Below are 11,944 nucleotides of genomic sequence, written 5' to 3'. Positions count from 1 at the left end.
TTCTTTTTCGAACGGTCGATTCAGGAACTGGTTCCTCGTTTCCGATCCGCAGCCGACACCGCTCGTTCCGAGTCTTCGACGATTGTCGTGGAGAGGTTTTATTATCGACGTATGCATTGGCCGATTCATGCTTCGATCACCGCAGTACGCCCCGCGGCAGTGTCCACGGTGTGCCGTGACGGTATCGAACGTTCAGGGAATCGCGACCTGTTCCGAGTGTAACTGGGTCGAGAGCGGCTATAGTAGTCGTTGAAACGATTTACTCACCGCTCGAGTGCGAGCGGGAGTGCAATGACTTTCAACGACTACTATAACGGAACCGTCGACCGCGTGGCCGGTACCGGCTTCCCCGACGGAGAGACGGAACCTCTTTTTGTCGACCTGTCCAACCCCGGAGCATGACCGAATCCGAGGTGGACCTCGAGTCCGAGCAGTACGAGAAACACCGCGAAGCGGGGGCGATCCTCGCACAGGTGCGCGAAGAAACGGCCGAGCGCGTCGAGGTCGGTGCGAGCCACCTCGAGGTCGCCGAGTGGGCCGAGGAGCGGATCCGAGAACTCGGCGGTCGACCCGCGTTCCCCGTCAATATCTCCATCGACGAGGAGGCGGCCCACGCGACGCCGTCGATCGGCGACGAGACGACCTTCGGCGAGGAGATGGTCAATCTCGACATCGGCGTCCACGTCGACGGCTGGCTGGCCGACACCGCGATCACCGTCGATCTCTCCGGGAATCCCGAGCTGGCGGAGGCGTCCGAGCAGGCCCTCGAGGCGGCGGTCGACATCATCGAGCCCGGCATCGGAACCGGCGAAATCGGTGCGACGATCGAGGAGGTGATCGACGGCTACGGCTACAACCCCGTCGTCAACCTCACCGGCCACGGGCTGGGCCACTGGGAGCAACACACCGCGCCGAACATCCCGAACCGCGCCGTCTCGCAGGGAACGACCCTCGAGGTCGGCGACGTGGTCGCAATCGAACCCTTTGCGACGGACGGCGGCGGGAAGGTGTCCGAAGGCGCGAGCGAGGAAATCTTCTCGCTCGAGCGCGAGGGGACCGTCCGGAACCGGCAGGCCCGCGAGGCCCTCGAACAGATCACCGAGGAGTTCCGCACGCTCCCCTTCGCGACGCGATGGCTCGAGACGGACCGAGCCGAGATGGCGCTGCGCCGACTCAAGCGCAACGACATCGTCCACGGCTATCCGGTGCTCAAGGAAGACGACGGCAAGCTCGTCAGTCAGAAGGAGCACACGATCATCATCACCGAAGACGGCTGTGAAGTGACGACTGCAGAATAGTTACGTCACACCGCTATCGGGCATCCCAATCGGTAATACGCGCGTCGCGGAGAAACGCAGAAAGACGGGAGACCGGGCAACGAGGGCGGTTCGCTGGAGGGTGATTCGAACTCGCGGCGCGATCAGGCGTTGTTCATCCGCTGGCTCGAGCGGTTTCCGCATCGCTGGCACTCGCTCACGCGGTACGGTTCGCGGGAGAACTGTGAGTTCTCCTCTTTGAGGCTCTCGGTTCTGATCTGGACGGAGACTTCGTGGAGCGTTTCCAGGTCACAGTCCTCGCAGTGCTCGGTCATCCCGTTGACAGAGTCGTCAGTCGTTGCCATTACTGAATTACTAGAAGTAGCCCTATCTTAAACCCACGCTTCATTTTGAACGCTGAGTCGTAAAAACGCAAGAGGGCGGTGACATCTCCGCGAAACGCCCTGAAAACGTTCTATATCGTTTAGATCCGGTTTTCGTGACTTTATATCGAAATTATGCGTTACAGTGGCATGGTTTTATCGGAATCTTCCCACGAGTATCGGTCCCGCGCGACGGACTGAAACGCTTTAGGTCACCCTCGAGTGCCATCGACTATGGACCAGGTGTTCGCACCGTGGCGGATCGAGTGGATCAGACGCGAGGAGAAGAACCCCGACATCGAGGACTGCGCCTTCTGTGAACTGCCCGAGCGGGAGACCGATCGAGAGAACCTGCTCGTCGCCCGAAGCGAGCACGCGTTCGTCATGCTGAACAACTACCCGTACAACCCGGGACACCTGATGGTCATCCCGCGAACCCATACCGGCGAGTACGGGGCTCTCGCGGACGATATCCTCCTCGATCATGCCCGCTTGAAACAGCGAACGTTCGACGCGCTCGAGACCGCCCTCGAGCCAGACGGGTTCAACGCCGGCTTGAACCTCGGTGACGGGGCCGGCGGCTCGATCGACGACCACCTGCACACCCACGTCGTTCCGCGGTGGCAGGGCGACACCAACTTCATGCCCGTTCTCAGCGATACGACGGTGATCGTCGAGGCGCTCGAGGCGACCTACGACCACGTCCGCGACGCGTTCGCCGCCCAGGACGGTGCGGTCGTTCCCGACGAGGACGGCGCGGTCGTCTTCGAATAGCGGCCCGCGCTGCGGATAGCCTCATAATACCCCCTCTCTGCACGTCCTTCTCGGGGTCGACGTCTCGTATCGAAGCCGACGATCTCGGCACTCGTCGCAAATCCGACCGCCTCGAGCGCCGAGAGACGGCCGGAACGGCCCAGTAATCGCACAGCCAGCAAACCGGACCGGGCGACGGGACACTTTTGGTGACTGTTGACGTGATGGACGGTAGCATGGACTACAAAGTGGTCCAGACGGACGACGTACCGCTCACCGACCTCTCCGACGTCGACGAGGTCCCGCCGGATCTGCGCATCCGCGCGCTCGACGAGTTCCTGGAGACCGACGCGCTCAACTGCAAGCTCTGGTACTTCGAGCCCGGCGAGGAGATCCGGTACCACGCACACGCCGAACAGGAGGAGCTCTACTACGTCCTCGAGGGCGAGTTCTCGGTGAAACTCGGCCGGTCGGGCGAGGAAGAGTACATCGACGCCGGACCGGGAACGTTCTGGATCGCCAAACCGGAGATCGGGCACGGCCACCGGAACGTCGGCGACGAGGAAGGCGTGGTCCTCGCGATCGGCGCGCCCGCGGTCGACGATCCCGGGCTCGATCCGCACGGCCTCGACGAGGAGTAGTCGCGGGAACGACGACGAACTCAGGCGTGGGTCGAATCGAGGTAGTCGAGGATCCGTTCGGACTCGGCCATCGTCACACCGCGGTCCTCGTCGACGATGACCGGGACCTGCCGCTGACCGGATACTCTCTTGACCTCGTTGCGTTTCGAGTGGAGCCCCTCGACCCAGACGCTCTCGTAGTCGACGTCGAGCTCCTCGAGTCGGTCCACGACGTGTTCACAGTACGGACAGCCTTCCAGGCGGTAGAGCGTTACCATAGCACGCGGTACGGAGCGCTCGGACAAAAGGATACGTGTCGATTCGGTCTCCCCTCGTGGGGTACGATCGGCCGCGGAACGGAGCTTTTTGTAGTCACGCGACAGTCCTCGCGTATGCCACCGACTGCAGGCGAGACCGTTGCCGACTTCGAAGCGCTCCTCTGCGACGGCGAGACGTTCCGATCGACGCCCCTCTCCGAGGCGCTCGGCGCTCGCGGCGGTGTCCTCGTCTCTACCGGGTTCGCGTTCAGTGCGATCGCACAGAACTGGTGGAAGCAGTTCGTCCGCGCCGGCTGGGACGAGTTCGAGGACGTGCCGGTCCTCGGCGTGAGCCGCGACGGTCCCTACGCGCAAAACGAGTTCCTCAACTGGCTCGATCACCCGGAGTTCCGGTTCTTCGCGGACGTCGACGGCGAGGTCAGCGAGTCCCTCGACCTCCTCGCCGAGCGGTCGCACATGGCGAACGTGTCGACCCCCTGGCGGTCCGCGTTCGTCGTCGACGCCGACCGGGAGGTACAGTACGCCTTCGTCGCGGACGACTGGATCTCCCCGCTTCCCCGCGAGGAGATCGAAGCCGCCGTTGCGGATCTGTAGCCAGACGCGACAGCTGTCTTCGGATACCGTCCGCTCGAGTCAGCCGTCATCGTAAACGACCGTGAAACGAGTCCGTGAGCGGCGGTCAGGGCTCACAGTACAGGACGGTTCCGTTGCACGCACACTCGATCCGGAGCGGGTCGTCGTAGGTCACCGACACGCGATCCATGGCCTGCACGTAGTGTGCGGGGGTTCCGGTCCGCGAGCGCTCGTTGAGCCGTGAGATGAGGCCGGCCTCTTGCAGGTTCTCGACTTTTCTGTACGCCGTCGACTGCGGGAGGTCGAGCGCGTCGGAGACCTCACGGACCGTCGCCGGCTCCGCGACGAACAGATACACCGCTCGAGCGTCGTCGTCGCTGAGCAGCTCCACGATCCGATGGGGGTCACACCCGATCTCTCCGTCCCGTTCGATCCGCGGACAGCGGGTCGGTTGTTCGACTGTATCGCTCATATATACCGATTCGACGAGCTCTCACTTCGGTGTCTCCCATTATTCCCGAGAACTGAGGATCGGTCGTCACGGATATAGTCCCGACGCCGCGACCTTACACCGGCTCGCCGAACGCGTACATCGTCTCGTGGGCCGTTATCTCGAGGTCGACGAAGTCGCCGGGTTCGATGCCGTGCTCGCTCGCGTGCTGGACGATGACCTGGCGATACGCCGAATCGCGACACTTCACGGAATCGGCGGTTCCCTCCTCGACGACCAGGCAGTCCTCGCGGCGCTCGCCGACCATGTCCGCGTAGGCCTCGCGGACGATCTCGCGCTTGACCTCGCTCATCGCCTTCGAACGTTCCTTCTTGAGCGTCCCGCCCAGGCCCTTCATGTCGGCGGCGTCGGTTCCCGGCCGCTTCGAGAAGCGGGTGACGTTGATCTTCTCCGGGCGGGTCTCGCGCAGGAGGGCCATCGACTGTTCGTGGTCGCGGTCGGTCTCGGTGGGGAAGCCGACGATGAAGTCCGTCGACAGCGTCCAGTACTCGAGCGCGTCGTCGAAGGTCTCGACGACCTCGACGTACTCCTCGACCTGGTGCTGGCGGCGCATGTCGCCGAGGACGTCGTCGCTCCCGGACTGAACCGGCGCGTGCAGGAAGTCGTAGAGTTCGTCGTTCGCGGCGAAGACCGCGGCCAGTTCCTCGCGGATCCCGTGGACGCCCTTCGGGTTGGCCATCCCCACGCGGACCCGGAACTCGCCGTCGATCTCGCAGATCGCCTCGAGCAGCCGGTGGAGCTTGCGTTCGCCCTCGTCCCAGCCGTAGACGCCGGTGTCCTGGCCGGTAATCCGGATTTCCTTCGCGCCGGCGTGGATGAGCGCGCGGGCTTTCTCGACGTTCTCCTCGATCGACGGCGAGTCGATCTTGCCGGTCGCCTGCTTGGTGATGCAGTACGAGCAGTCGGACATACAGCCCCGCGCGATGGGGAGGATGCCGACCACGCCGTCGAGGATGGGTTCGGCGTCGGGGGTCGTCGTCGGACACTCGCCGTTGGTGACCGCCTCGGGCACTTCGTCCCAGTGGAGCACCTGCCCGTCGACGTTCGCCCGTGCGAACTCCTCGCCCTGTGCGAGGGCCATACAGCCCGTGATGAAGAGATCGGCGGTCTCGTCGGCCAGCTCCTCGGCCCGCCGGAGCATGTTCCGCTCGGTCTTCTCGACGACGGTACAGGTGTTGAGGATCGCGACGTCCGCCTCGTCCGGGCCGTCGACCCGGTAGTGGCCCGCATCGCGGAGCCGTCGCTCGATCTCGCGACTCTCTCCGCGATTCGACGTGCAGCCGTACGTTTCGATGTGATACCGGGCCATTCGCTTGCAACGCACTCGGGGCTGGTGAATCAAAAGCGCGACGGATCGGACCCGCCGTCCGTTACCGCTCGCCGGTGCTGGCACCGCCCTCCCCGACGTCGGAGTCGGCCTCTTCGTCCAGCGCCTCGAGCGCCGCCCGACCGACCGAAAGCCCCCGGCGGCCGGTCGGCTCCTGCGTCACGAGGACGCCGGCTGAGAAGTCCGGGTTTCCGTCGTCGTCGTAAATTCCGTCCGGACTCGTCCCGATCCGGACCGACTCGCGAACCGTCAACATCGCCTCCCGAATCGCGTCGTCCCGGTCGTCCGCGGCGGCGACGTCCAGATACTCGATCCCCTCGTCGCGACTCGATAGTCGCTCGAGGACGTCGTCGACGTGCGCCTCGGCGCGCTCCGAATCGTAGATGTAGTGTCTGACGCGCATCGGTGCTTATCGCTCCTGGGTCTTCGGGGCGATCGAACTCGCGTTTGCCCCCCGTGAGTCCCTCACAGCGAGATCCCGACCAGTCTGACGAGGACGAGCACCATCGCGATCGCTCCGAGGGCGACGAACAGCGCGTTCTCGAGGTCGGGATCGCCGGCCTCGATCGGCGTCGAACTCGCCTCGGGTGCGTATTCGTCCGCCTCGCTCGTCTCGTCGTCCGCCGACCCGTCGTCGGCATCCGAGCCGGAGAGGTCGAGCGGGATCCGATCCCGCTCGGCGTCGCTCGAGTCCGTTTCGCTCGAGTCGGTCGTCGTCCGGACGTCCGGCTCCGTCGCCGACCGCTCGTTCCATCGGTCGTCGGTCGCGTCGTCGTTCCCGGACCGGTCGCCTGCCATACACCGTCGTAACGCTCCCGGAGTCAAAAACCCGCGGTCCGATCGCGGGACCGGTCAGTCGCGACGCTCGCTCAGGGTCGTTCCGGACGCCCCTCGATATCGCCGCCGTAGACGACGCCGCGCTCGGCGTCGACGGTGACGACGTCTCCGGTCGCGAGGCCACCGACCTCGGCGTCGCTGATCATCGGAATCCCCAGTTCGCGGGCGACCATCGCCGGATACCCGGTCATCCCCCGCTCGGCGTTGACGATACCGGCGATTCGGCTCGTCTCCCCGGTGAACTCCTCGTCGAAGTCGGTGGGCAACGCGAGGATCGCCCCGTCGGGGACGTCCGAGAGGTCGCCGTCGCTCACGTGAACGACGGGTCCGGTCGCCCGGCCCTCGACAACTACCTGTCCGGTCGTCAGCGCGTCCGCCGCGACGTGGACCTTCAGCATGTTCGTCGTGTTGGCCCCCTCGAGGTCGGTCATCATCCCGCAGAGGACGACGACGGTGTCCCCGCTCTCGGCGACGCCGGCGTCCAGTGCGGCCTGCACCGCTTTCTCGACGACGGCGTCGGCACCCTGATCCGAGACGGGCGCGTACAGCGGCGTTACGCCCCACGTCAGCGCGAGCTGGCGGCGGACCGCCTGGCTCGGCGTCGAGGCGACGACCGGGACGCCGGGCCGGTACTTCGCCGTCTTCAGCGCCGTGTAGCCGGATTCGGTCGCGGCGACGACCGCGTCCGCGCCGATGTCCCGCGCCAGGAACCGCGCCGACCGCGCCAGCGCGTCCGTCCGCGCCTCGCCGGAGGCCGGCACGCGCTGCTCGAGCAACTCGGCGTGCTCCTCGGAGCGTTCGACCTCGCGGATGATGCTGTCCATCGCGTCGACGACCTCGATGGGGTGATCGCCGACGGCGGTCTCGGCCGACAGCATGACCGCGTCGGTGCCGTCGAGGACGGCGTTGGCGACGTCGGACGCCTCTGCGCGCGTCGGTCTGCGGGCGTGGACCATCGAATCGAGCATCTCCGTCGCCGTGATGACCGGCCGCCCTGCCTCGCGGCTCTTCCGAATGATTCGCTTCTGGATCATCGGCACGTCCTCCATCGGACACTCCACGCCGAGGTCGCCCCGCGCGACCATCACGCCGTAGGCGGCGTCGATGATCTCGTCTAGATTCTCCACCGCGCCGGCGCGTTCGATCTTCGCGATAATCGGGATATCGGCATCGTTCTCCTCGAGAACCTCGCCGACCTCGTAGACGTCCTCGGCGTCCCGGACGAAACTCGCCGCGACGAAGTCGACACCTTTCTCGGCGGCCAGCTCGAGGTCCGCGCGATCCTTCTCGGTGACGACGTCGAGGTCGAGTTCGACGCCGGGAACGTTGACCCCTTTCCGGCTGCTCAGCTCGCCGCCGGTGTCTATGCGCGCGCGAACCCCGTCGCCCTCGTGGTCCAGCACGGTCGCCTCGATCAGCCCGTCGTCGAGCAGGACGCGGTCCCCGGGCTCGACGGCGTCGATCGATACCGAGAGGCCGACCGTCTCCGGCGTCGCCTCCTCGCCCTCGACGAACCGAACTTCGGAGCCGGTCTCGAGCGTCACCGTCTCGCCCTCCGGCAGCGGCGCTGTCCGGATCTCCGGCCCCTTCGTATCGAGCATGATCGCGACGGGTTCCGTTCGCTCCTCGTCGACCGCCCGGACGCGATCGATCAGTTCGGCGCGATCCTCCCGGCTCCCGTGGCTCGCGTTCAGCCGCGCGACGGACATTCCGGCTTCGGCGAGCTCCCGGATCGTTCCCCGGTCGTTCGACGCCGGCCCCAGCGTACAGACGATCTTCGCGTTTCTCATACCGGGCCCTACCGGCAGCATCGCCTAAAAGATAGTCACTTACTCGCGTTCGAGTACCAGTCTCGATCCGGCCGCGGTCGGTCCCGTCGCTCGCCACGTCAACCGTTTTCCATAGACCGGCCGTCGAGTCCGACATGCCGACCTACGCGACGCTCGTCGATCTCGTCGACCGGGACGTCCAGAACGCACAGGAACTCGCGACGATCTGGGGCGAGATCAGGACGGAGTTCGAGACTCACGGCGCGGAACTCCGCGACTCCTACGCCGCGCTCGGGGAGTACGACTTCCTCATCGTCTTCGAGACCGACGACAGCGAAGCGGCGTTCAAGTCTGCACTGACGCTCCACCGGCACGGCCTCGAGGGGAACACGATGGAGGTGGTCGACACCGACGACTTCTCGGACGTCGTCGACGAGATCTGATCGGTCGGCGTTCGAGAGCAGCCGCTTCGGCCCGAGGTATTGACCGACCGATCCGAGATCGGCTCGTTACTCTCCGCGGACGGTATCGCTGCTCTCGGTTCCGGTCCGGCGGCAGCACCCGAATCGAACTCGAGCCACGCGCGCTTCGAGTCAGTCTGCTGGCCGCTCGAGCAGCCCGATGACCTGTTCGCCGCTGACGACTTCGGGGATGACGACCTCGTCGGCACCGGCTTCCTTCGCGACGGACTCGTACATCTCGTCGCCGACGCGAACGAGGATGTCGGGAGCTGACGTGGCCGTTCCGCTGACGATCGCGATCTGGATGTTGACGTTCGAGTCGTCGATCGCTGCGACCAGCTTGGTCGATCGATCCACCCCGGCGGCTCGCAGTACCTGTTCCTGTCTCGCGTCGCCCTTCACGAGGAGGTGCCCGTCCTCTCGAGCTCGATCCGCATTGTCCGCGTCTATCTCGATGACGACGACCGCCTGACCCGCCTCCGCGAGTCGGTTGGCGATCGTTCGTCCGAACATTCCGTAGCCACAAACGATGACGTGTCGGTCAGTGTTTTCGATTCGTCGTTGCATCGTTGCTCGTGATACCTCCGCTGGAATTCGTCCCCCGAACAGTTCGGTAACGACCGTTTCACCGATCCACAGCCCCGAGAGGACGAGCCCGCCGGTTACCAGGACGGCGTAGGCCTTCGTCGCGCGCTCGGGGCCGGCATGTGCCTCGAAGTGCAGATCGATGCTCGTCAGATCGACCAGCCAGAACGCTGCCTCCACGAATCCGACGTTTCCGAGCGCTGCAAAGCCCGTAATCCCCGCAACGACGATCGCGGCGAAAACGCCGATCGGTGTCAGCGTCCGGCGCAAAACCGGCCGATCACCGAAGTGAGGTGTGATACCGGGGGTCACACACGGCGATTGGAGTTCCGATTACAAATATCTATTTGCGTGGATTTTTAATGCATGTTCGGTTATCAATCGGCGAAAGAACGGACGAATGTGTCCTAATCTGCAGTAGAACAAAACGTTTGGGTGAAAAAACACTCGTCCTCGAGCCGAGGAGGCGTCTACTTGATTTTCTCGCCGACGTCGGCGTCGCCGTGAGTCGTTAGCAGGTCCGCCTCCTCGCCGGCCGCGAGGATCATCCCGTTGGACTCGACGCCGAACAGTTCCGCCTTCTCCATGTTCGCCAGCAGGACGCACTTCTCGCCCGGCAGCTCGTCGAGATCGTGGAGCTGCTTGATCCCCGCGACTACCTGTCGCGTCTCGAAGCCGATGTCGACCTCGAGGCGCGCGAGGTCGTCCGCGCCCTCGATCCCCTCGGCCGATTCGATCCGACCGACGCGGATATCGAGTTCCTGAAAGTCGTCGAAACCGATTCGGTCCTCGGCCAGCGCCTCGAGGTCATCCGTGTCCGTCATACCCTCGGATTCGCTCGCGTCGGTGTCGTCGCTTTCGGTTTCGGCCGCATCGGCGTCGGATTCCTCGTCGTCGTCCGACGCCGCTTCGACGCGCTCCTCGAGTTTCGCCGTGAGCGCTTCGACCCGCTCGTCCTCGATCTTCTCGAAGAGCTCGCCGGGTTCGTCGAAGGTCCGCGGTGGGGCCTCGAGCGCGTGCTCGAGGCGGGCGTCCGCGATCTCGCCGTCTTCGCCGATCTGTGTCCACAGCGCCTGTGCCTTGTCGGGTGTGATCGGCTCGATGAGGACGCCGACGGCCTTGGCGATCTGGACGCAGTCGCGGATGACCTGTGCCGCCTCTTCCGGATCGTCGTCCGTGAGCTTCCAGGGCTCGTTGCGCTGGATGTACTCGTTGCCGAACTGGGCCAGTCCCGTGGCGGCCTGCCCGACCCCGCGCATGGAGTAGTCGTTGACACTCTCGCGCACGTCTGCGATGGCGTCCTCGATGCGCGCTTTGACCTCCTCGGAGACGTCCGCCTCCGGCGTCCCCTCGAAATTCCGGTAGGCGAAGAGCAGCGAGCGGTACCAGAAGTTGCCCACGGTGCCGACGAGCTCGCCGTTGACCTTCTCCTGGAAGGCGTCCCACGAGAAGTCGACGTCCTGCTGGAGTCCGCCCGTCGTCGTCAGGTAGTACCGAAGCAGGTCGGGGTGGAACCCTTCGTCCAGGTACTCCTTCGCCCAGATCGCGCGATTGCGGCTCGTCGAGAGCCCCTTGCCGTTGATCGTGATGAAGCCGGTCGCGGCGATCCCGCGCGGTTTGTTGTAGCCCGCGCCCTCGAGCATCGCCGGCCAGAAGATCGCGTGGTGCTGAATGATGTCCCGGCCGATGACGTGCATGATCTCGCCGTCTCCCTTCCAGACCTGCTCCCAGTCGTACTCGTCCGTACCGACGCGTTCGGAGTACTGCTTCGTGCTCGAGATGTACTCGATCGGGGCGTCGACCCAGACGTAGAGGACGAGGTCGTCCTCATCGTCCGTCTCGTCGTCAGGATAGTCGATCCCCCAGTCCATGTCCCGCGTGATACACCAGTCCTGCAGGCCGTCCTCGATCCACTGCCGGGGCTGGTTGCGCGCGTTCGAGGTGCCCTCGAGGCCGTCGAGGAACTCGGTCAGGAAGTCGGTAAACTCGGAGACCTCGAAGAACTTGTGGGTCCGCTCGCGGTATTCGGCCGCGTTCCCGGTGATCGTACTCGTCGGATCCTCGACTTCGCCCGGCTCTAAGTGGCGCTGACAGCCCTCGTCGCACTCGTCGCCGCGGGCCTTCGCGCCGCAGTAGGGGCAGGTCCCCTCGACGTAGCGGTCGGGGAGGTACTGGTCGGCCTCGGGGTCGTAGGCGACCTGAATCTCCTTCTCGTAGATGTAGCCCTCGTCGTCCAGCGTGCGGACGATCTCCCGGGTCAGCTGAGTGTTGGTCTCGTCGTGGGTGTGACCGTAGTTGTCGAAGTCGACGTTGAACTTCGGGAACGTCTCCTCGTACTGCTCGTGCCAGTCCAGCGCGAAGTCCTCCGGATCGACGCCCTGCTGTTCGGCGTTGACGGCGACCGGCGTCCCGTGCATGTCCGACCCGCAGACGTAGATCGATTCCTGGCCGAGCGTCTCGAGCGCGCGGTTGAACGCGTCTGCACCGATATAGCCCCGCAGGTGACCGATGTGCAGGTCGCCGTTGGCGTAGGGCAACCCGCAGGTCACGACGGCGGGTTCGTCCGTCGGAAACTCGTCGTGGCTCATGCT

14 protein-coding genes are annotated in these 11,944 nt (G+C 65.0%); 5 read left to right on the top strand and 9 right to left on the bottom strand.

The genetic code is table 11. From position 1 onward, the window contains the following. Positions 1 to 398 precede the first annotated feature (398 nt). Positions 399 to 1,298 (top strand): type II methionyl aminopeptidase, encoded by a 900-nt coding sequence (map, locus tag NDI89_RS09155; protein ID WP_277521225.1) that lies wholly within the window; start codon positions 399 to 401, stop codon positions 1,296 to 1,298. Between the two features lie 122 nt (positions 1,299 to 1,420). On the opposite strand, the gene NDI89_RS09150 is transcribed toward map, so the two are convergent. Beyond that, a complete protein-coding gene (locus NDI89_RS09150) occupies positions 1,421 to 1,621 on the bottom strand; it encodes a DUF7835 family putative zinc beta-ribbon protein (protein ID WP_226005297.1) in 201 nt (66 codons plus the stop codon). Positions 1,622 to 1,873: 252 nt separating this feature from the next. On the opposite strand from NDI89_RS09150, the gene NDI89_RS09145 reads away from it, so the two are divergent. Both NDI89_RS09145 and NDI89_RS09140 read left to right on the top strand, forming a co-directional pair. Continuing rightward, positions 1,874 to 2,413, top strand: coding sequence for an HIT family protein (locus NDI89_RS09145; RefSeq protein WP_277521224.1), 540 nt, complete (start codon positions 1,874 to 1,876; stop codon positions 2,411 to 2,413). Between the two features lie 215 nt (positions 2,414 to 2,628). Further along, a complete protein-coding gene (locus tag NDI89_RS09140; protein ID WP_277521223.1) occupies positions 2,629 to 3,033 on the top strand; it encodes a cupin domain-containing protein in 405 nt (134 codons plus the stop codon). A gap of 20 nt (positions 3,034 to 3,053) precedes the next feature. On the opposite strand, the gene NDI89_RS09135 is transcribed toward NDI89_RS09140, so the two are convergent. Beyond that, positions 3,054 to 3,290 carry a glutaredoxin family protein gene (locus NDI89_RS09135; protein WP_277521222.1) on the bottom strand — a complete coding sequence of 79 codons (237 nt, stop codon included), beginning with the start codon at positions 3,288 to 3,290 and terminating at the stop codon, positions 3,054 to 3,056. 114 nt (positions 3,291 to 3,404) lie between these two features. On the opposite strand from NDI89_RS09135, the gene NDI89_RS09130 reads away from it, so the two are divergent. Continuing rightward, on the top strand, positions 3,405 to 3,884 hold the full coding sequence (locus tag NDI89_RS09130) for a redoxin domain-containing protein (RefSeq protein ID WP_277521221.1): 480 nt from the start codon (positions 3,405 to 3,407) through the stop codon (positions 3,882 to 3,884). Positions 3,885 to 3,969: 85 nt separating this feature from the next. Here the strand turns inward: NDI89_RS09130 and NDI89_RS09125 are convergent, their stop codons facing one another. The 5 genes from NDI89_RS09125 to pyk form a co-directional block, all read right to left on the bottom strand. Then, positions 3,970 to 4,335 carry a helix-turn-helix domain-containing protein gene (locus NDI89_RS09125; RefSeq protein ID WP_277521219.1) on the bottom strand — a complete coding sequence of 122 codons (366 nt, stop codon included), beginning with the start codon at positions 4,333 to 4,335 and terminating at the stop codon, positions 3,970 to 3,972. A 94-nt stretch (positions 4,336 to 4,429) separates the two neighbouring features. Further along, entirely contained in the window at positions 4,430 to 5,683 is a 1,254-nt protein-coding gene (locus tag NDI89_RS09120; RefSeq protein WP_277521218.1) for a tRNA (N(6)-L-threonylcarbamoyladenosine(37)-C(2))-methylthiotransferase, read from the bottom strand. A 61-nt stretch (positions 5,684 to 5,744) separates the two neighbouring features. Continuing rightward, positions 5,745 to 6,104 carry a hypothetical protein gene (locus NDI89_RS09115; RefSeq protein WP_277521217.1) on the bottom strand — a complete coding sequence of 120 codons (360 nt, stop codon included), beginning with the start codon at positions 6,102 to 6,104 and terminating at the stop codon, positions 5,745 to 5,747. 62 nt (positions 6,105 to 6,166) lie between these two features. After that, positions 6,167 to 6,499, bottom strand: a complete 333-nt coding sequence (locus tag NDI89_RS09110) for a DUF7312 domain-containing protein (protein WP_277521216.1) — start codon at positions 6,497 to 6,499, stop codon at positions 6,167 to 6,169. Positions 6,500 to 6,570: 71 nt separating this feature from the next. Further along, the gene (pyk, locus tag NDI89_RS09105) at positions 6,571 to 8,328 is read right to left on the bottom strand and encodes a pyruvate kinase (RefSeq protein WP_277521215.1); all 1,758 of its coding nucleotides are present in this window, start codon (positions 8,326 to 8,328) and stop codon (positions 6,571 to 6,573) included. A 134-nt stretch (positions 8,329 to 8,462) separates the two neighbouring features. Between pyk and NDI89_RS09100 the strand changes: the two genes are divergently transcribed. Then, the gene (locus NDI89_RS09100) at positions 8,463 to 8,750 is read left to right on the top strand and encodes a GYD domain-containing protein (RefSeq protein ID WP_277521214.1); all 288 of its coding nucleotides are present in this window, start codon (positions 8,463 to 8,465) and stop codon (positions 8,748 to 8,750) included. Between the two features lie 150 nt (positions 8,751 to 8,900). Here NDI89_RS09100 and NDI89_RS09095 read toward each other — a convergent pair whose 3' ends face one another. Together NDI89_RS09095 and metG are read right to left on the bottom strand one after the other, a co-directional pair. Further along, positions 8,901 to 9,665, bottom strand: coding sequence for a potassium channel family protein (locus NDI89_RS09095; RefSeq protein WP_277521213.1), 765 nt, complete (start codon positions 9,663 to 9,665; stop codon positions 8,901 to 8,903). Between the two features lie 158 nt (positions 9,666 to 9,823). Next, on the bottom strand, positions 9,824 to 11,941 hold the full coding sequence (metG, locus tag NDI89_RS09090; protein ID WP_277521317.1) for a methionine--tRNA ligase: 2,118 nt from the start codon (positions 11,939 to 11,941) through the stop codon (positions 9,824 to 9,826). Positions 11,942 to 11,944 lie beyond the last annotated feature (3 nt).

The sequence above is a fragment of the Natrinema salsiterrestre genome (genome assembly GCF_029502005.1).
Taxonomy (GTDB): domain Archaea; phylum Halobacteriota; class Halobacteria; order Halobacteriales; family Natrialbaceae; genus Natrinema; species Natrinema salsiterrestre.
The sequence above is the reverse complement of the archived record's forward strand: the minus strand, read 5'-3'. Positions and strand labels throughout refer to the sequence as shown.